At 64.6% G+C, this 17,202-nt stretch carries 22 protein-coding genes, 1 pseudogene and 1 riboswitch; of the genes and pseudogenes, 9 read left to right on the top strand and 14 right to left on the bottom strand.

Going from position 1 to position 17,202, the window contains the following annotated elements:
- A partial coding sequence (locus ACH49N_RS29265) for a maleylpyruvate isomerase N-terminal domain-containing protein (protein WP_397504815.1) occupies window positions 1–310 on the bottom strand: 310 nt, incomplete at its 3' end.
- 37 nt (window positions 311–347) lie between these two features.
- Here ACH49N_RS29265 and ACH49N_RS29270 point away from each other — a divergent pair.
- Together ACH49N_RS29270 and ACH49N_RS29275 are read left to right on the top strand one after the other, a co-directional pair.
- On the top strand, window positions 348–1,298 hold the full coding sequence (locus ACH49N_RS29270) for a YafY family protein (protein WP_358276212.1): 951 nt from the start codon (window positions 348–350) through the stop codon (window positions 1,296–1,298).
- 36 nt (window positions 1,299–1,334) lie between these two features.
- Window positions 1,335–1,772 (top strand): OsmC family protein, encoded by a 438-nt coding sequence (locus ACH49N_RS29275; RefSeq protein WP_109326478.1) that lies wholly within the window; start codon window positions 1,335–1,337, stop codon window positions 1,770–1,772.
- 6 nt (window positions 1,773–1,778) lie between these two features.
- Here ACH49N_RS29275 and ACH49N_RS29280 read toward each other — a convergent pair whose 3' ends face one another.
- Genes ACH49N_RS29280 through ACH49N_RS29300 form a run of 5 tightly spaced genes read right to left on the bottom strand, consistent with a single transcriptional unit; the run spans window position 1,779 to window position 3,749 of the window.
- Window positions 1,779–2,114: a ScnB gene (locus tag ACH49N_RS29280; RefSeq protein WP_358276214.1), complete on the bottom strand. Its 336-nt coding sequence runs from the start codon at window positions 2,112–2,114 to the stop codon at window positions 1,779–1,781.
- A complete protein-coding gene (gene scnC / locus ACH49N_RS29285) occupies window positions 2,111–2,794 on the bottom strand; it encodes a thiocyanate hydrolase subunit gamma (protein ID WP_109326480.1) in 684 nt (227 codons plus the stop codon). Before scnC ends, ACH49N_RS29280 begins: the two co-directional genes overlap by 4 nt.
- A complete protein-coding gene (locus ACH49N_RS29290; RefSeq protein ID WP_358276216.1) occupies window positions 2,791–3,090 on the bottom strand; it encodes an SH3-like domain-containing protein in 300 nt (99 codons plus the stop codon). The genes scnC and ACH49N_RS29290 overlap by 4 nt, the downstream gene beginning before the upstream one ends.
- The gene (locus ACH49N_RS29295; RefSeq protein WP_109326484.1) at window positions 3,087–3,530 is read right to left on the bottom strand and encodes an SH3-like domain-containing protein; all 444 of its coding nucleotides are present in this window, start codon (window positions 3,528–3,530) and stop codon (window positions 3,087–3,089) included. The genes ACH49N_RS29290 and ACH49N_RS29295 overlap by 4 nt, the downstream gene beginning before the upstream one ends.
- 24 nt (window positions 3,531–3,554) lie before the next feature.
- Window positions 3,555–3,749 (bottom strand): CbtB-domain containing protein, encoded by a 195-nt coding sequence (locus ACH49N_RS29300; RefSeq protein WP_159919034.1) that lies wholly within the window; start codon window positions 3,747–3,749, stop codon window positions 3,555–3,557.
- Between the two features lie 271 nt (window positions 3,750–4,020).
- On the opposite strand from ACH49N_RS29300, the pseudogene ACH49N_RS29305 reads away from it, so the two are divergent.
- A pseudogene (locus tag ACH49N_RS29305) lies at window positions 4,021–4,651 on the top strand (DsbA family oxidoreductase).
- A 116-nt stretch (window positions 4,652–4,767) separates the two neighbouring features.
- Complete coding sequence (locus ACH49N_RS29310; RefSeq protein ID WP_358276218.1) at window positions 4,768–5,709, top strand: DUF5996 family protein; 942 nt, start codon at window positions 4,768–4,770, stop codon at window positions 5,707–5,709.
- 17 nt (window positions 5,710–5,726) lie between these two features.
- On the opposite strand, the gene ACH49N_RS29315 is transcribed toward ACH49N_RS29310, so the two are convergent.
- The 3 genes from ACH49N_RS29315 to mhuD form a co-directional block, all read right to left on the bottom strand.
- Complete coding sequence (locus tag ACH49N_RS29315) at window positions 5,727–6,509, bottom strand: CbtA family protein (protein WP_358276220.1); 783 nt, start codon at window positions 6,507–6,509, stop codon at window positions 5,727–5,729.
- 44 nt (window positions 6,510–6,553) lie between these two features.
- Window positions 6,554–6,748 (bottom strand): CbtB domain-containing protein, encoded by a 195-nt coding sequence (locus ACH49N_RS29320; RefSeq protein WP_109326489.1) that lies wholly within the window; start codon window positions 6,746–6,748, stop codon window positions 6,554–6,556.
- Between the two features lie 22 nt (window positions 6,749–6,770).
- Window positions 6,771–6,923: riboswitch (cobalamin riboswitch) on the bottom strand.
- Window positions 6,924–6,984: 61 nt separating this feature from the next.
- Complete coding sequence (gene mhuD / locus ACH49N_RS29325; RefSeq protein ID WP_109326490.1) at window positions 6,985–7,299, bottom strand: mycobilin-forming heme oxygenase MhuD; 315 nt, start codon at window positions 7,297–7,299, stop codon at window positions 6,985–6,987.
- Window positions 7,300–7,332: 33 nt separating this feature from the next.
- Between mhuD and ACH49N_RS29330 the strand changes: the two genes are divergently transcribed.
- Window positions 7,333–8,088, top strand: a complete 756-nt coding sequence (locus ACH49N_RS29330) for an alpha/beta hydrolase (RefSeq protein ID WP_358276222.1) — start codon at window positions 7,333–7,335, stop codon at window positions 8,086–8,088.
- A gap of 92 nt (window positions 8,089–8,180) precedes the next feature.
- On the opposite strand, the gene ACH49N_RS29335 is transcribed toward ACH49N_RS29330, so the two are convergent.
- Window positions 8,181–9,059 (bottom strand): A/G-specific adenine glycosylase, encoded by an 879-nt coding sequence (locus ACH49N_RS29335; protein ID WP_358276224.1) that lies wholly within the window; start codon window positions 9,057–9,059, stop codon window positions 8,181–8,183.
- A 99-nt stretch (window positions 9,060–9,158) separates the two neighbouring features.
- Here ACH49N_RS29335 and ACH49N_RS29340 point away from each other — a divergent pair, with 99 nt between their 5' ends.
- A complete protein-coding gene (locus ACH49N_RS29340) occupies window positions 9,159–9,785 on the top strand; it encodes a carbonic anhydrase (protein WP_159919039.1) in 627 nt (208 codons plus the stop codon).
- A 59-nt stretch (window positions 9,786–9,844) separates the two neighbouring features.
- Complete coding sequence (locus ACH49N_RS29345) at window positions 9,845–10,615, top strand: hypothetical protein (RefSeq protein ID WP_358276225.1); 771 nt, start codon at window positions 9,845–9,847, stop codon at window positions 10,613–10,615.
- 5 nt (window positions 10,616–10,620) lie between these two features.
- On the opposite strand, the gene ACH49N_RS29350 is transcribed toward ACH49N_RS29345, so the two are convergent.
- Genes ACH49N_RS29350 through ACH49N_RS29360 form a run of 3 tightly spaced genes read right to left on the bottom strand, consistent with a single transcriptional unit; the run spans window position 10,621 to window position 14,501 of the window.
- On the bottom strand, window positions 10,621–11,568 hold the full coding sequence (locus tag ACH49N_RS29350; RefSeq protein WP_358276226.1) for an asparaginase: 948 nt from the start codon (window positions 11,566–11,568) through the stop codon (window positions 10,621–10,623).
- Window positions 11,569–13,059, bottom strand: a complete 1,491-nt coding sequence (locus ACH49N_RS29355) for an amino acid permease (RefSeq protein WP_358276228.1) — start codon at window positions 13,057–13,059, stop codon at window positions 11,569–11,571.
- Window positions 13,056–14,501, bottom strand: a complete 1,446-nt coding sequence (locus tag ACH49N_RS29360) for an aspartate ammonia-lyase (protein ID WP_159919043.1) — start codon at window positions 14,499–14,501, stop codon at window positions 13,056–13,058. The genes ACH49N_RS29355 and ACH49N_RS29360 overlap by 4 nt, the downstream gene beginning before the upstream one ends.
- Window positions 14,502–14,695: 194 nt before the next feature.
- On the opposite strand from ACH49N_RS29360, the gene ACH49N_RS29365 reads away from it, so the two are divergent.
- Entirely contained in the window at window positions 14,696–15,415 is a 720-nt protein-coding gene (locus tag ACH49N_RS29365; protein ID WP_358276230.1) for a FadR/GntR family transcriptional regulator, read from the top strand.
- A gap of 37 nt (window positions 15,416–15,452) precedes the next feature.
- On the opposite strand, the gene disA is transcribed toward ACH49N_RS29365, so the two are convergent.
- Window positions 15,453–16,538, bottom strand: a complete 1,086-nt coding sequence (gene disA, locus ACH49N_RS29370) for a DNA integrity scanning diadenylate cyclase DisA (RefSeq protein WP_109326508.1) — start codon at window positions 16,536–16,538, stop codon at window positions 15,453–15,455.
- Between the two features lie 87 nt (window positions 16,539–16,625).
- Between disA and ACH49N_RS29375 the strand changes: the two genes are divergently transcribed.
- Entirely contained in the window at window positions 16,626–17,189 is a 564-nt protein-coding gene (locus tag ACH49N_RS29375; RefSeq protein WP_159919045.1) for a PaaI family thioesterase, read from the top strand.
- The last annotated feature ends 13 nt before the right edge of the window (window positions 17,190–17,202 follow it).

Raw genomic sequence — 17,202 nt, forward strand, 5'->3', positions numbered from 1 at the left:
CCCAGGCCGGCCACATCCGTTCGATCGCGGACCGATAGGCGGCTGCGTAGTCCCCGTCGGAGAAGTCGGTGACGACGAGGGGGATCGTGCTCGGATCCCCGCCTTCGCCGATGACCCGGGCACGTTCCACGGTGGCCACCAGATGGCCGAGAAGGGTGCGGACGTCGAAGTCGGCGCACGGGGTGGACGCCGCCAGCTGGTCTTCGCGGACCTGGTCGATGAGGCCAGCAGTCCAGGCGAGTGCCTCGCGGTAGAGGGGACGGGGATCGGTGGTCTGTGTCGTCATGCGGCAACTATCGCCGCGAAACATGACATCTCCTGTCATGTATTTCTGCGAGACTTTTCCCATGCGTGCCGACCGTCTGCTGTCGCTGGTGCTGTTGCTCCGAAACCGTGGTCGGATGTCGGCGTCGGCGCTCGCCCGCGAGCTCGAGGTATCGCCGCGTACCGTGCTGCGTGACATCGACGCTCTGTCGACGGCGGGGATACCGGTGTATGCCGAGCGCGGCCGGGACGGCGGCTTCGAACTGCTCCCCGGATTCACGACGGACCTCACCGGGCTGACCGTCGACGAGGCGAAAGCTCTGCTGGCGGCCGGTTCCGCCGCCACCTCGCAGTCACTGGGCATGGCTCCGGCCTTTGCGTCGGCGATGCGCAAGGTGGTGGCGGCGATGCCCGACGCACACCGCGCAGCGGCCACCAAGGTCGCCGAACGGATTTTCGTCACTCAGAGAACCTGGCTGTCGGACCCGGACCAAGCCGTGGAACATCTCGGCCTGATCCAGCAGGCCGTGTTCGTCGGACGTCGCCTGAGCATTCTGTACGCGTCGAGGGGTGCGGCGGCGGTCCGGCGAATTGTCGACCCGCTGGGACTCATTTATGCGTCCGGACGGTGGTACCTCGTCGCCATGGATGCCGGCAGGGAGAGGATGTACCGACTCGAGCGCATCGAGGAGGCGGTGGAACTGGAGGAACCTGCGCACCGGCCGGCCGACATCGACCTCGCCGCCATCTGGCAGCGTCGCCGCGCAGCGTTCCGGGCGAGGACGGAACCGGTTGTCGCGGACGTACTCGTGCGTGTGGCCCGTCGGGACGATCTCGTGGAACGGGTGTTCGGTGTGCGCTCCCAGTCCGTGTTCGACCGTAGTCGGGTTCGCGTCGAGGTGGTGTTCGGCGACCGCGCCCATGCTCACGGTGTGCTCTGGGCGATGGGGGACGATGTCGAGGTCCTGGAACCTCCGGATCTGCGGACAGAACTGCGGTCCAGAGCGATGCGCATGCTCGCACGGTACGAGTAGGTTCGAGGAGAACTGACGTCACACGAGAGGATCGGCATGCCGACACGTACCGCACGCACCGCCTGGAACGGAACGCTCGAACAGGGAGGGGGGCAAGTCGAACTCACCAGCTCGGGAGTTGCCACGTTCGACGTGTCGTTCCCCAAGCGAGCGGCCGACAACGCGGACGGAACCACCAGCCCCGAAGAGTTGATCGCCGCAGCGCACTCGTCCTGCTTCGCGATGCAGTTGTCCGCGCTGATCGCGGAGGCAGGCGGAACTCCGCAGAGTCTCGAGGTGAAAGCCGATGTGTCCCTGGGCCCGGACACTCCGGGTTTCAAGCTGACCGGCATCCTTCTCACCGTGCGAGGTGAAGTGGAGGGCCTGGACGCCGACGGGTTCGCCAAAGCCGCACAGGCGGCCAAGGAGTCGTGTCCTGTCAGCAAGGCGTTGACCGGTGTCGAGATCACGCTCGACGCGGCCCTCGAGTCCTGAGCCGCGTCACTGCCGGTTGAATCGGGCGCGGATCTCTTCCATCTTGGCCTGCAGCTCCTCTTGATTGATCACGCCCCTGTCCATCAGCGCGTGGGCAGTCGCGATGACGGAGCGGCTGCGGACCGGAAAGTCGCGGTAGACGGTCTCGCCCAGCTCGTCCTCGGTGTGGCGCCTCTCGAGATTGTCGAAGGCGCCACGCCAGGACAGGCATTCAGCCGTGGCCTGCATTCTCGATTCCCAGGGGTCGGGTTTACGGTCGAGGTCGGGAAGCGTGGCATCGTCACGGGTCGTGGACGGTGTCAACGTGTTCAGGAGTATCTCGTAACCTTTGTCGGTCATCACTGTGGTCCTCCGACCGAGGGTGGCGTGGTCGCCGTCCAGTCCACCTGAGGTACTGCGACACCGATCATGGTGTCGCGGGTAACGATCGATGCGAGTTGCTCTTCACTCCAATCCTCGGTTCCGGACGGCCGCATCGGCATCACCATGAACCGGGATTTCTGATTCGAGTCGTGGACGCGCACTTCTACATCGGGCGGAAAGTGCAAGCCGAACTCTGCTATGACTTCCCGGGGCCAGCGGACCATCCGGCGCCGGTAGTTGGGCGTGCGGTACCAATCGGGTGACATGCCCAGGACTGGCCGCGGGTAGCAGGAACACAGCGTGCAGACGATGACGTTGTGCACCTTCGGCGTGTTTTCCAGCACGTAGAAGTAGGTGTAGTCGCTCGGTGTCCCGGACCCGGTGGGATCGCGCCAGTCGATCCCGACTTCCTTGCACGTCTCGGTTCCGTCGGCCAACAGCCGCTTCTTGAATTCGGGGTCGACCCATGCTTTGGCGACGAGCTTCGACCCTCCGGAGGGCCCGACGGATTCGGCCCACTCCGAGAATCTGCGATGGTCCTCGTGGGAGAACAGGCCGTGCTCGATGGACAGTTCGCGGATCGCCGTTTCGAGGATCTCGAATTCGCTGATCTCTTCCGACGCTTGGATCGGGGTGTGGTCGTCGTGCGAATGCGTCATGTCTCAGCCTCCCCTGCAAGCTCGAGCCAGCGCTCGGAGCATTCGGTTTCCACAGTGTCGACGTCGAAGCCGGTGTAGCGAGGCCACAGGTCGGTCTGCTTGAACCGCACTACATAGAACGGTTCCGTTCGTCCGTCGTCCACCCTTCCCCACGCCTCGTCTTCGGGTATCACCCATTCCGGGCGATATTCGACGATCACGCCGGTGTGCCCGCGGATGAACGCTTGAGTTCTGGTGTGGAACATCGACGTCGCGTCCCGGACGGTGACCCGATCGCCGATCCGGAACTTACTCATGACGGACTCCCACCTGCTCGTTGGTCACTCGACCGCCGGCGAACCTCGTCGATCTTCGCGGAAAGTTCGTCAGGGGTGATGAGGCCTTTGTTGATCAGTGTCTTGGCCGCCACCGTGATCCACCGGGCGTAGTACGGCAGACCGAAATAGAGTGTTGCACCCAGATCGTTCTCGGCACGACGGCGCTCTTCCGAATTCCACACACCCCGCCATCCGAGGCATTCACAAGTGACGTAAGTGCGCATCTCCCAGTCTTCTTCCACCTTCTCCTCGTACGGAACGGGAAGAGCGGGCTGGCCGCCGACATCGTGTAGGACATGCCGCAACGCGTCGAAGGCAGCGTTGGAAAGGTAATAGGGCGAATCCATTTCGGCGTGGTGGACTGGGGTGAATTCGGCGACGCGATTGGCCTGTGCTTCGAATTCCGCTCTAGGGTTCATCTCCGGCTCCGGTCCTGGATGGAACTAGTGGCAGGGAAGTCCCAGTAGGTGGCGTCCGTCGTGCATCAGTTCGTGCAGGTACATGCCACTTCGAGAGATCACGCCCTGGTCGAACCCGACCAGGTAGAGCATGAGGAGGGAAAGAAGGACGACTCCGACGGTTATCGACACGACTCCGAGAGTTTCGACAGTCCTGCCCGGCGAAGCGACGTACACCATGATTTCCCCTGGATGAGTGCGGGTTCGAGAACTACGTCCACTGCCGATCTTCCGGGCATTGCGGCGAGCGCCCCTCGATCAGCGGCACGACCGTTTCGACGTTACTCCCGGTACCGAAGACCGACTACTGTCCCGGCGGGCCGAATCCCGGGTGCGCAAATGCGGCGCGGCGGACCAAGACAAACCCAACTTCACGACGTCACGGAACAGAAAGCGGCTTCGCACTGTTTTCTGAACTGTGACGACACAACTCGACGACTCCGCTCGTACCATCGAGATCGAAATCTGGTCGGACGTGGCGTGCCCGTGGTGTTACATCGGCAGGCACCGCTTCCTCGATGCCCTCTCGGACTTCGAGGGGAGTGAGCGGGTGCGGGTGACGTGGCGGGCGTATCAGCTGTCGCCGGAAACACCGGCAGGGGAACGTCGCAGCGAGCTCGACGCCCTCGTGCAGAGCAAAGGTCTGCCCGCAGAACAGGTGCGTCAGATGTTCGAACATGTGTCGCGTACTGCCGCAGAGGAAGGGCTCAGGCTCGACTTCGACACCGTGATCGCCGCAAACACGTTCGACGCGCACCGCCTGATTCACCTCGCGGGCGACTCGCGCGACGCGGTGGTGGAGGCGCTGTTCCGCGCGCACTTCCGTGAGGGCGCGGTGATCGACGATCGGGCCGTTCTCGTCGACATCGCATCGAGTACCGGTCTCGACCCTGATGTCGTGCGGAAGCAGCTGGACTCCGACGTCGGTTCGGATGCCGTACGCGCCGACCTCGACACTGCACGACAGTTGCAGGTATCGGCGGTGCCGTTCTTCGTCGCAGACCGCCGTGGTGTCGGGTGCTCAACCGAAGGACGTGTTCCTTCAGCTGCTGACACAGGCGAGCGCCGCGCCGGTGGACTGACGACGCCGGTGTCCGCGCCAGTGAGGTCGACCCCTACCCGGGCGTCGGTGCGACGCGCTTGCCATCGCGTTGGCCGAAGAGCACATTGAAATGCACGTCATCGGCTGGGAGGTACTTTGCGCGAGCAGACACGATCCAGAGACACATGGCCCGCGTTGAAAGTGGACGACTGGACCTCGACACGGGACACCCTGCACATGTGGACGCAGATAGTCGGGAAGATCCGCCTGGCCCACGCACCGTTGATCAATCACTGGTGGCAGGTCCCGCTGTACGTGAGCCCCCGCGGTCTCACGACGTCGACAGTCCCGTACGGCACCGAATGTTTCGATATCGAATTCGACTTCGCCGACCATCGACTGGTGATCCGCACGAGTACGGGCGGCAGCGGGACGGTTGCCCTCGAACCGAAGTCGGTGGCCGATTTCTACACAGAGACGATGGACACGCTGGCCGAACTGGGTGTGGCGACGACCATTCGGGCCCGGCCCAACGAGGTGAACCCAGCCGTTCCGTTCGCGGAGGACACCCAGCACTGCACGTACGACGGTGAGTCGGTGTACCGGTTCTGGCGTCAGCTCGTGCAGGCGGATCGGGTGTTGCACGAATTCCGTTCGCATTTCATCGGGAAGGTCAGTCCCGTGCACTTTTTTTGGGGTGCGCTCGACCTGGCCTGTACCCGGTTCTCCGGGAAAACCGCGCCGACTCACCCTGGGGGAGCGCCGAACTGCGGAGACTGGGTGATGGTCGAGGGCTACTCGCACGAGCTGAGCAGCTGCGGTTTCTGGCCTGGTGGTGGCGCCGAAGGCGCGTTCTATGCGTATGCCTACCCGGAGCCGGATGGCTTTGCCGACTACCCGGTCGGGCCCGACGGAGCCCTCTACAGCGGAGAGTTCCGGCAGTTCTTGCTGCCGTATGAGGCCGTGCGAACTGCGGAAGATCCGGATCTGGCACTGCTGACGTTCCTGCACAGCACCTACGATGCGGCTGCCGAACTGGGTGGCTGGGACCGGGCCGCCCTGGAGGCGGACCCGGCCCGATGGGACAAATTCCGTTGACGCCCCTGAGAGGCGGGTCAGCCGGCGTTCGCCGACGCGGGCGCCTGCGCCCGGCTGGCACGCTCGGTGAGGAAGGCGAACACGAGACCCAAAGCGAGCCACAGGGTGGCCTGGGTGGCGAGGGATGCGAGGCGGAAATCCCACAGCAGGCCGGCAGGGAAGTCGTCGCCGACCTCGTCGACGGTAGGCAGAATCAAATATCCGACCGTGACCACGACCAGGAAAGCGGCCACCGGGGCCGCGATGCGCGTCGACAGGAATTCCTGAGCAGCTACCGCCTTCGCGGCGAATACCGAGGCGACCACGGCGAACAGTCCCAGTACCACCACGGCGAGCCACAGCCAGGTGCGACTGGTGATGGTCTCGGGATCGCCGACGGCAGGCGGATTGGCCGGGTACTTGAAGAACGGAACGGCTTCGATCGCCAGCCATCCGAGTGACGCGAGCACCATACCGAGCACCGGACCCGAAAGAGTGGTCACCCTGCGCGCGTAGTGCGCGACGACGGCAAATATCGCCCCGAGCGCTAGTCCGGCGAGTGACGTCGCGAGGAACAGACCGAACCGCTGTCCGTTGCGACTGACCAGGGCTTCTTCCTCGTCGTGCGAGTGGCCTGCCGGTGCACTCGATTCCGCCCCGCCGTGCGAGTGGTCGGCGCTACCCGCTTCCTCGATCGCGATGGCGGCGTCGATGTGCGATTCGCCGAGGACGAATGCCACGCCGCCGGCGAGGATTCCGGCAATCAAGCCTGCAAGCAGACCGCGAATCAGTAACTTCCCGAAGGACTCGCTCAGTGTCATGTTCGCGGATGACTCGCTCAGTGGCATGTTCGCGGACGACTCGCTCAGTGGCACGGAAGGCCCAGCAGGTGGCGCCCGTCATGCATCAGTTCGTGCATGTACATGCCACTGCGCGAAATCGCGCCCTGGTCGAATCCCACGAGGTAGAGAGCAAGCATCGCGAAAAGTACGATCGCGAACGAAATGACGGCGAGCCGGGTCGAATCGACCGATGCGCCGGGTGCGTAGACGAGTGCCATGATTCCTCCTGGGATGTCGCGTCCCCTAGGTTCGTGCGATGGCCGCAGTATCTGGCTGTCGAGGTGGTTCCCGCATCTTGCCGTGGCCTAGCTGAGGGACTACTCCGATTTACAGTGGCGCGACCGCTCCGGTTTTGCACCGGATTCCTGCCGAACCATCGCTTTGTCTTGCGAACTTTCGCACCCGGCGGGCCGCCGTGTCAATGTTCGCCTCGAGGTTTGTGTCGAGCAGGTCCTCAGCGGTCGGCCGCGGCCGAGACGTCGAGAACCACTTCGAACTCGAGCAGAGACGCCCCGGACGCCACCGGCTTCTGCCGCTCACCAGCGTGCGCTTCCCGTGCAGGGCCGTCGCGCCACGCCTCGAACGCCTCTTCGCTCTCCCACTGGGTGACGACGAAGTAGCGGTTCTCGCCCTTGACCGGGCGCAGAAGCTGGAACCCGAGAAAGCCTGGGGAATTCTCGACGGCATGAGCGCGTCCTGCGAAGCGCTTCTCCAGTTCGGGGCCCGCACCCTCGGGAACTTCGATTGCATTGATCTTCACCACTGCCATGCTTGGGGAGGGTACTCCGCTAGCGTCGCAGTCGTGGTGGGTGAGAGTGCGTTGCACGACGAGGGCGGCACCGGACGACCGATTCTGCTGCTGCACGGGTTGATGGGCAGTGCGCGGACGTGGCGCAGGCAAATTCCGTGGCTGCGCGAACACGGCCACGTCTACACGTTCGACGCTGCAGGCCACGGCCGTCCCGCTCCGCCCGTGCTGTCGACGGAATCATTCGTCGAGGACCTGGCGGCGGCATTGAGTCCGGTCGCCGAGCCGCTGGTCGTCATCGGGCATTCGATGGGCGCCTTGCACGCGTGGTGCCTGGCCGCCGAGTTCCCGGAGAAGGTCGCCGCTCTCGTTCTCGAAGACATGGCGCCTGATTTTCGTGGCCGTACCGCCGACGACTGGGCGGCGATGATCTCGAACTGGCCGCAACCGTTCGAGACGCGAGAGGCGCTCGTCGAGTACTTCGGACCTGTCGCGGGTCAGTACTTCCTCGACTCGTTCGAGCAGCGTGAAGACGGCTGGTACCTGCACGGCGAGGTCGAAACGTTCCGTGACATCTCCGCCGAGTGGGGCGACCGGCACTTCTGGGCTCAGTGGGCCTCGATCACGGTGCCGGCGCTGCTGATCGAGGGCGAGTACACCATCACCCCCGAGGGGCAGATGCGGAAGATGGCAGAGCGGCATTACCGTGCCGAATACGTCCGCATCGAGCAGGCCGGGCACCTCGTCCACGACGATCAGCCCGAGCAGTACCGGAAAGTGGTCGAGGAATTCCTGGACGGACTGACCTGAGCGCACGGTTGCGCAGAGGTTGGTCAGCTGCGGACGCAATCGTGAAGGTTTCCAGCAATTTCCTCAGCTTCTGTGCCCGATCGCGTGGGCTGCTAGCTTCCCTCACCCGCGAGGGCGAAGAGGCCGTCGTCGGTCTGCTCCACCAGTCCGTCGAGCAGTAACGAGTGCAGAGCACGATCACGCTGACCGGGGTCGTCGAGCCACACCTGGTCGAGGCGAACCCGCTCGACCGGACGCGAACTGTCGCGCAACACCGCCATGAGCTTGCCGCGAACCTGACGGTCCGTGCCCGCAAACTTCTGCACCTTCCTGCGTTCGCCGGTGTGCGCTGGTCGCCCGGCGTCCATCCAGGCGCAACTCGGCAGCGGACACCGCGAGCATTCGGGGGAGCGTGCGGTGCAGATCGTCGCACCGAGTTCCATGAGTGCCGCCGAGAACGTGGCGGCGCGGGCGCGGGTCCGGGGCAGCAGCGCGGACGCGTCCGCCAGGTCGCGCACCGTCGACGGGTTGCCGGGCTCCGCGTTGCCGTGCACAGCGCGCGCCACCACCCGTCGAACATTGGTGTCGACGACGGGGACACGCTGCCCGTAGGCGAAGCACGCCACTGCGCGAGCGGTGTACGCGCCGATCCCGGGAAGCTCGAGGAGCGTGTCGACGTCGCTCGGGACCACGTCACCGTGCTGGGTGGCCAGCACTTCGGAACACTGGTGCAGTCGCAGCGCTCGCCGCGGATAACCGAGCTTTCCCCACGCGCGCAGGACGTCGGCCTGGCTCGACGCCGCCATCAGGGACGGGACGGGCCAGCGCTGTACCCATTGCTCCCAAATGGGAGCAACGCGGACGACGGGTGTCTGCTGCAGCATGATCTCGCTCATCAGGATGTGCCAGGCGGTCACACCCTCGCGACGCCACGGCAAATCCCTGGCCTCGGCGTCGTACCACCTGATCAGCGCAGACGAGTCCACGGTCACTTCTTCTCACAAGTCCCTTCGCCGCAGTGCCAACCGGATTTTCCGTCGACGTAATGCTCCCGCAGAGCCGGTGCAACAGGAGGGGTGCACAATATGCTCATGCCTAACTCCAACCCGGTTTCTGCATGGAAGTCCCTACGCCAGGGTAACGAGCGGTTCGTCAACGGCACCTCGCTCCATCCCAGTCAGGGTGTCGCCGATCGTGCGAAGCTCGTCGACGGCCAGCACCCCACGGCCGTCCTGTTCGGTTGCGGAGACTCCCGCGTCGCCGCCGAGATCATCTTCGACCAGGGGCTCGGCGACATGTTCGTCGTCCGCACCGCAGGCCACGTCCTCGACGACGCGGTTCTCGGGTCGATCGAGTACGCCGTCGGAGTGCTCAACGTGCCGCTCATCGTCGTGCTCGGTCACGACAGCTGTGGCGCCGTCAAGGCGACGCTCGACGCCCTCGACGACGGCAACATCCCCCCCGGATTCATCCGCAGCATCGTCGAACGTGTGGCGCCGTCGATCCTGAAGGGACGCCGCGAGGGCCTCAGTACCGTCGACGAACTCGAAGGTCGCCATGTGGTGGAGACCGGTGCGCTGCTCATGCAGCGGTCGCGCATCATCGCGGAGAAGGTGGAGAGCGGCGCGTGCGCCATCGCCGGTGTCACGTACAAGCTGTCCGACGGCCGCACCCACCTGCAGGGCGCCGTCGGAGACATCGGTGAGCTCACGGACTGACCGCGACACGCCGCACCCGCTGAGCCGTACCCGCACGCTGCCGAACTACCGTTGACGTCGTGCTGGAACCGAATGGACCGTTGCCCCCCGAGATTTACTGGCGCCGCAGGGCGCTGGCGATCGGCGGCGCCATCGTCGTGCTGCTCTTGGTGGTCTGGTTGATCAGTTCTCTCCGCGGTGGGGACGATTCCGAGACCGACCCCGCGGCGGCCAGCTCGTCGTTGACCACGCCGGTGTCGATTTCACCGACTGCGTCGGGTTCGCCGTCGAGTGGTGGTTCCGGCGGCTCGGGTGGGGGCGGTGGAGCTGCCGCGGCCGGCGATGAAGGGTCTGGCACGGCAAGTGCCTCGGGCTCCTCGACCAGTGGAGCATCGAGCAGTGCCGGGTCGACGAGTGCAGCCGCCAGCGGTCAGGCCGTTGCGGCAGGCCAGTGCCCGGACCAATCCCTGGCCATCAAGGTCGCTGCCGACAAGCCGACCTACCTTCCGGGGGAAGAGCCGAGTTTCACGACGGTCATCACCAACATCGGCACCACGCCGTGCCAGCGCGACCTCGGTAGCAGCCTGCAGCAGGTGCTGGTGTACACGATCGACGGCAGCGTCCGGCTGTGGTCCAACATCGACTGCTTCCCGCAGTCCGCAGCCGACCTGCGCACCCTCGCCCCCGGCGAGCAGGCTCAGTTCACGGTGAAGTGGTCTGCCAAGACTTCCGCACCGGATTGCCTCACCCAGCCGGAACCGCAGCGCGACCCGGTGGGTCCCGGCGCATACACCGTGGTGGGGCAGCTGGGACAGCTGCGCAGTGCGCCGGAACCGTTCAACCTGAGCTGACCGGGCTACAGCTCGATCCGGGATCGGCGATCGAATTCCTTCTCCAGGCCGGTCAGGTCAGGGTCGGCAAGCAGTGCCGCGAGAAGAATGCGGGCCTGTCCGGCTCTGAGGTCGGTCGAGAATAGGGCCCCGGCCGCGACGAGATCGGAGCCGCCTCCACCTCCGCCGTAAGTGGGGGAGATCGACCCGTACGGAACGCGGGTGGATACGGCGACCGGCACACCCGCCGCGACGCATTCGCGTACCGCCTCGACGATTCCGGGGTTCGCATTGCCGGATCCGAGCGCATCGAGAACCACGCCGTGCGCGCCGGCGCTGCGACACGCGTCGAACTGCACACGATCCGTCCCAGGGTAGATCGCGACGACGTCGACACGGACGCCGGAGATCGGACGCCAGGGCAGTGGCTCGGGCCGGTGTCGGTGCATCGGGGTGCGGACGGACCGGAACGCATCGAGCGCGGTCGTGTCTGCCTTGCGGACCCCCGGAACCGGATGAAGCTTTCCGCCGAAGGAAATCAACACTCCCCGGCCACGCATGGCCGGATCGGTGGCGGCCGACAATGCGGTAGTGAGATTGGCCTGCGCGTCCGACTCGGGATGATCGAAGGTCCGTTGTGCCCCGGTGAAGACGACCGGCCGGGGATCGGCGTGATGCAGATCCACCAGAAACGCGGTTTCCTCCATGGTGTCGGTTCCGTGGAGAACGACCACCCCGGCGACAGTGGGGTCGCGGAGTTCCGCTGCGATTGCCTCGCATACCCGATCCATGTCGGCGAAGGTCATGCACGAGCTGTCCTTCGACAGCACATCGGTGACGCGGACCTCGGTGGCCGCCCGCTCGGCTCCGGTCGCGAGCAGATCCGGGCCGGTGACGACGGGACGGCTCACACCGTCCTCGTCGCGTCGGCTCGCGATGGTGCCCCCGGTGGTGACGACGGCGACTGTAGGCACTTACTGTCCTCCCTGCGAGGCGGTCGGGTAGTCATCGATGGACATGCTGCCATCTCGTGCGGCGGCCAGGTCGCGGATGCGGTTTCTGCAGGCGTACCACCCGATTACCAGGAGCGGGGCGATGATGGCGATCGATCCGACGGTCCACGTTCCGACGGGGTGGTCGAAGGCCATCAGCACGACTACCCCGACGAGGAACGCCAACGTCAGAAGGCCGGTGTAGGGGGCGCCGAACATCCGGAAGCTCGGCCGGACGAGACGCCCCTCCTTCGCGAACTTCCAGAGTTTCAACTGGCACAACACGATCACGGCCCAGGCGCTGATGATCCCGAGGGCGGCCAGGTTGAGGACGATCTCGAACGCCTGAGTGGGAACGATCGCATTGAGTCCGACACCGAGGAGAATGACGAATCCCGTGAGAGCGATGCCGCCGTAGGGGACGCCCGCCTTGTTCATCCTCGCCGCGAACGCGGGCGCAGACCCTGCCATGGCCATCGAGTGCAGTATTCGTCCGGTCGAATACAGTCCGGCATTGAGTGAGGACAGTGCGGCGGTGAGTACGACGAGATTCATGATCGCGTCTGCGCCTTCGAGGTTGATCGTTCCGAAGAAGGTGACGAACGGGCTTTCGCCGGCGTGATATTCCATGTAGGGGAGGAGTAGCGCCAACAACATGACGGATCCGACGTAGAAGACGAGAATCCGGAGGATCACCGTGTTGATCGCCTTGGGGATCACCTTCTCCGGATTCTTGGTTTCCCCGGCCGTAGTGCCGACCAATTCGATGGATGCGTAGGCGAATACGACGCCCTGAATCACCACGATCGCGGGCAGGATGCCGTTGGGGAACCACCCGCCGTTGTCGGAGATCATGCTGAAGCCGGAGGTGTGGCCATCGATGGGGGTACCGAACAAGACGAAGTAGACCCCGAAACAGAGGAAGGCGGCCAGCGCCACGACTTTGATGAGCGCGAACCAGAATTCCAATTCACCGAACACGCGTACCGACACCATGTTCAGTGTCAAAACGAGCGCTACTGCCGCCAAGGCGAACACCCATTGGTCGACGTCTCCCAGTGGCGCCCAGTATTTCTTGAAGAAGTTCATGTAGAGCGCTACTGCGGTGACATCGACGACCGCGGTCATCGCCCAGTTCAGCCAGTAGAGCCAGCCGGCGGCGAATGCCATTTTCTCGCCGAAGAATTCGCGCGAGTACGAGACGAACGAACCCGACGTGGGACGGTGCATCACCAGCTCGCCCAGTGCCCGCAGAATTAGGAAGGCGAAGAATCCGCAGAGGGCGTAGACGAGAACAAGGGCGGGTCCTGCTTGATGAAGGCGTCCACCGGCGCCCATGAACAGGCCGGTACCGATCGCACCACCGATGGCGATCATCTGAATCTGCCGAGGGCCGAGTGCCTTTCGGTACCCCAGATCTTCCTCGACGAAGATGTCGTGTGTCTGACTCGGGCCGTCTTTTTCGATCGTCATGACACCACTCCAGCGGTCGTCGGAACGGGAGCCTGAGTTGCCGTACCAGCCCTCAGGTTGGCGAGGTGCTCCGGACTGAGTAGTCGATCGAGTTCGTCTCGGTCGAGTAGTCCGGCCTCGATCACGAGGTCGGCGACCCTACGACCGGACACCAGCGCTTCCTGCGCGATACGGGTCGACGCGGTATAGCCGATGTACGGATTGAGCGCGGTGACGAGTCCGATCGAGTCTTCGACCCGGGCACGCAGAAGTTCGGTGTTGGCGGTGATCCCGAGAACGCACTTGTCGGCCAGGATGCGGCAGGCGGCGGCCAGATGCCGCATTCCGTCCGACAGCGAATGCACGATGATCGGTTCGAAGGCGTTGAGTTGCAGCTGGCCGGATTCGGCGGCCATCGTGATGGTGACGTCATGACCGATGACCTCGTAGGCCACCTGGTTGAGCACTTCCGGAATCACGGGATTGACCTTGCCGGGCATGATCGAAGATCCCGCCTGCACCGGCGGCAGATTGATTTCGTTGAGTCCCGCCCGCGGCCCAGAGGACAGGAGACGGAGGTCGTTGCAGACCTTCGACAACTTCACCGCGATCCTCTTCAGGACGCCGGACAGGTGCACGAACTGGCCCACATCCTGGGTGGCCTCCACCAGGTCGGTGGCGAGTACGAGGGGAAGTCCGGTGAGTTCGCGCAGCTTGTCGCACGCGGCCTCGGCGTACCCGGCGGGGGCGTTGAGACCGGTCCCGATTGCGGTGGCTCCGAGATTGATCTCGTGGACCAGTAGCGCTGCTTCCCCGAGTCGTGCGCGGTCCTCGTCGATCATCACCGAGTAGGTGGCGAATTCCTGTCCGAGCGTCATCGGGACCGCATCCTGAAGTTGGGTGCGGCCCATCTTCACCGTGCCGGCGAACTCGACGGCCTTCGAAGCGAACGCCTCCTGCAGCACCCGCAGGGCGTCGAGCAGATCCTCGATCGTCAGAATCGTGGCGATGTTGACTGCCGTGGGATAGACGTCGTTGGTCGATTGGCTGAGGTTGACGTGCTCGTTGGGGTGCAGGTGCTGGTACTCGCCGCGATCGTAACCGAGAATTTCGAGCGCCCGGTTGGCAATGACCTCGTTGGCGTTCATGTTGGTCGACGTCCCGGCGCCACCCTGGATCACATCGACGACGAACTGCTCGTGCCAGCGGCCCTCGACAATTTCGCGGCAGGCCTGGCCGATCGCCTCGGCGCGGCGGTGGTCGAGAATGCCCAGCTTCTCGTTGGCGCTCGATGCCGCCCATTTGACGAAGGCGAGTCCGCGAATCAACGAGGGGTTCGTCGAGATCGGCCGACCGGTGATCGGGAAGTTCTCCACCGCACGGAGCGTGTGAATACCCCAGTACGACTCTGCGGGCACCTGGCGGTCCCCGAGTAGGTCGTGTTCTGTTCTCGTTTCGAGCACTTGACTTCATTCCTCACGTGGATTCGCGCTAGCAGTGGTCCCGCGGCGCTCGGAGAGGCAGTTGGTAGAGCTGCCCACCTACCTGCCTGCCAGGCTGTCAGACAGGTGACATTGTTACTTGGCTCACTTGCGGTCGTCAACCCCTCGATACGCGCAGGTTGACGCATTTGCCTGGTCGTGAGAAGAATGTTGCCATGAACCTGTCAGACAGCTGGGCAGCCAGGCGTCCCGTGACCGCGCGGGTCAGCGCTGCCGAAGCTGTTCTCGCGGACCTGCGCGCCGCCATCACCTCGGGTGAGCTGGCGGTCGGTGAGCGGCTCCCGTCGGAAGCGTCGTTGGCGGCGCGGCACGGGGTCAGTCGTTCGGTCATCCGCGAGGCACTGCGGTCATGTCATGCGCTGGGTCTGACCGAGACCAAATCGGGTCTGGGCACGTTCGTCATCAGTGATTCGATCGCGCGCGACCTCGACTTCGGGAATTACGCTGCCAACGAGCTCGTCGAGGCGCGCCCTCATGTGGAGATCCCCGCTGCCGGTTGGGCGGCGCAGCGGCACTCTGCCGAGGACCTTGCCGCATTGCGCGGCTTGGCCGGTCAGATGCGCGACGAGGACGACCCCTTGGTGTGGGTGTCCCTGGACGCTCAGTTCCACGCGCTGATCGCCCGGACCAGTCGCAATCGTGTGTTCGAGTCGGTCGTCGTCGATATTCGTGAAGCGCTGACCCGGCAGTCGGAAACGCTCAACCTGGTCGCCGGCCGGCAACAGAGGTCGAACGACGAGCATGACCGGATAGTCGACGGGATCGAGTCCAGGAGCTACGACGTGGCCGCAAAGGCCATGGCGGAACACCTCGATGCCGTGCGTGTCGCACTGGAATCCGTTGTCGGCGAGGCCTATTCGGCGGATCGGTCGTAAGAGGTAGTTCGGCTCGTACGTTCCTGTCGGGCGAAAACTAGTCGTACGGACCGGAAATCGACGTTTCGGCGAGCCGGGACAGGCCCTCCCTGATGTGTCGAGCCCACAAGCCGCCGATCCCCTCCACCGACTGCAGGTCGGCGGCCGTTGCGGCAAGCAGCGACTGCAGAGTCCCGAACGAGCCGACGAGCCGGTGAATTTGGTTGAACTGCAAGCGGGGAACTCGGGTGAGAACGCGATAACCACGTGGACTCATGGGAGCCTCGAGCGCTTCGATCGTTCCCGGGTAACCGAACGCGCGAGCCAGAGTCGTCAGGTCCAGCAGGTCGGCGTCGGTGATCTTGTCGAGGGCAGTCAACGACTTCTCGACATCGGGTGCAGGGGCGGGTCCCGAACCGGCGAGATAGTCGCGGACGATCAGTTCCCGGGCTACATCGTTGTCGCCGACGAGCTCTTCGAGTTGGAGGGCGAGCTGTCGGCCGTCGGTGCCCAGTTCGAGTACGTCCTGCTCGATCTCCACAGACACGCGGCGCACCATCTCGAGCCGCTGCACTACGGTGAGCGCGTCGCGGAGGGTGACGAAATCCTCGATCTCGACGACCGACAACTGACGGGTGACCTCGTCGAGGCGCGCCTTGTACCGCTCGAGGGTGGCCACCGCCTGATTGGCCCGGGACAAGATGGTGGCAGACCCGTCGATGACATGCCGTATTCCGCCGACGTACACGCTGACGATGCTCATCGACTGGCTCACCGACACCACGGGATATCCTGTCTGCATCGCCGTGCGTTCGGCGGCGCGGTGCCGGGTGCCGGACTCGACGGTGGGAATCTTGTGGTCGGGAACCAGCTGGACGTTGGCGCGGACGATGCGCGAACCGTCCGTGGACAGGACGACGGCACCGTCCATCTTCGACAGCTCACGCAGCCGGGTGGGAGCGAACTCGACGTCGAGCTCGAAGCCGCCGTCGCAGATTTCTTCCATCTGCTCGTCGTAACCGAGGACGATCAGTGCGCCCGTGCGGCCGCGGAGAATGCGTTCGAGGCCGTCCCGAAGCGCGGTTCCGGGAGCCAGCCGGGCAATGGTTTCGCGCAGCGCAGACGACGACTCTGCATCGTTCATCGCGAAACACTCCCCGCTGAGGTAGACGTCACTTTGTACAGGGCCGTCGGGGAATAGGGCCCGGACCCGCGTTTAGATTACCTATCCATGAGTAGTACCTGGACTTTGCCCGACGACCTGACCCTGCCGGAACCGGTCGGCACCTTCCCCGCTGCAGGTCAGCCCGTGCCGCAGCACTGGAGTCGGTGCTTCGGATGCGGCGACCAGTCGCCGGCCGGTATGTCCATGAGCTTCACCGCCGGGGAGAACCTCGACGTGTGGGGACGTCTCGAGGTGGCCCCTCGCTATCAGGGCGGTCCGGGTGTGATCCACGGCGGCATCCTGTCGACGGCGTTCGACGAGGCACTGGGCATGGCGTGTCGGGCGACCGTGGACGGTCCGGTGGTGACCGGTCATCTGGAGATCGACTTCGCGCGGCCCATTCCGCTGGGCTCGGTGCTCGAATTTCACGCGCGCATCGACGGAACGATCCGCCGCAAGGTCTACGCCAGTGCGGAGGCGCGCATCGTCGAGGGGCCGAACACCGACCCCGACGTGGTTGTGGCCACGTCGCGGGGGTTGTTCCTCACCGTCACGGCCGAACACTTCGAGAAGACCAAGACCTTCGTGGACGGGGTTCCGGACATGCCGTTCGGCACGTCGTCGATCTAGTTGTCTAGATGCG

The organism is Rhodococcus sp. NPDC019647 (assembly GCF_044389235.1).
Taxonomy (GTDB): Bacteria; Actinomycetota; Actinomycetes; order Mycobacteriales; family Mycobacteriaceae; genus Rhodococcus_F; species Rhodococcus_F oxybenzonivorans.

Bases quoted from the DNA above. Each gene is read 5' to 3' on its own strand.
- ACH49N_RS29300 (WP_159919034.1), bottom strand. From the start codon at position 3,749: ATGGTGTACGTCGCTTCGCCGGGCAGGACTGTCGAAACTCTCGGAGTC.
- ACH49N_RS29290 (WP_358276216.1), bottom strand. From the start codon at position 3,090: ATGAGTAAGTTCCGGATCGGCGATCGGGTCACCGTCCGGGACGCGACG.
- ACH49N_RS29355 (WP_358276228.1), bottom strand. From the start codon at position 13,059: ATGACGATCGAAAAAGACGGCCCGAGTCAGACACACGACATCTTCGTC.
- ACH49N_RS29365 (WP_358276230.1), top strand. From the start codon at position 14,696: ATGAACCTGTCAGACAGCTGGGCAGCCAGGCGTCCCGTGACCGCGCGG.
- ACH49N_RS29340 (WP_159919039.1), top strand. From the start codon at position 9,159: ATGCCTAACTCCAACCCGGTTTCTGCATGGAAGTCCCTACGCCAGGGT.
- mhuD (WP_109326490.1), bottom strand. From the start codon at position 7,299: ATGGCAGTGGTGAAGATCAATGCAATCGAAGTTCCCGAGGGTGCGGGC.
- ACH49N_RS29295 (WP_109326484.1), bottom strand. From the start codon at position 3,530: ATGAACCCTAGAGCGGAATTCGAAGCACAGGCCAATCGCGTCGCCGAA.
- ACH49N_RS29375 (WP_159919045.1), top strand. From the start codon at position 16,626: ATGAGTAGTACCTGGACTTTGCCCGACGACCTGACCCTGCCGGAACCG.
- ACH49N_RS29315 (WP_358276220.1), bottom strand. From the start codon at position 6,509: ATGACACTGAGCGAGTCCTTCGGGAAGTTACTGATTCGCGGTCTGCTT.
- scnC (WP_109326480.1), bottom strand. From the start codon at position 2,794: ATGACGCATTCGCACGACGACCACACCCCGATCCAAGCGTCGGAAGAG.
- disA (WP_109326508.1), bottom strand. From the start codon at position 16,538: ATGAACGATGCAGAGTCGTCGTCTGCGCTGCGCGAAACCATTGCCCGG.
- ACH49N_RS29320 (WP_109326489.1), bottom strand. From the start codon at position 6,748: ATGGCACTCGTCTACGCACCCGGCGCATCGGTCGATTCGACCCGGCTC.
- ACH49N_RS29275 (WP_109326478.1), top strand. From the start codon at position 1,335: ATGCCGACACGTACCGCACGCACCGCCTGGAACGGAACGCTCGAACAG.
- ACH49N_RS29270 (WP_358276212.1), top strand. From the start codon at position 348: ATGCGTGCCGACCGTCTGCTGTCGCTGGTGCTGTTGCTCCGAAACCGT.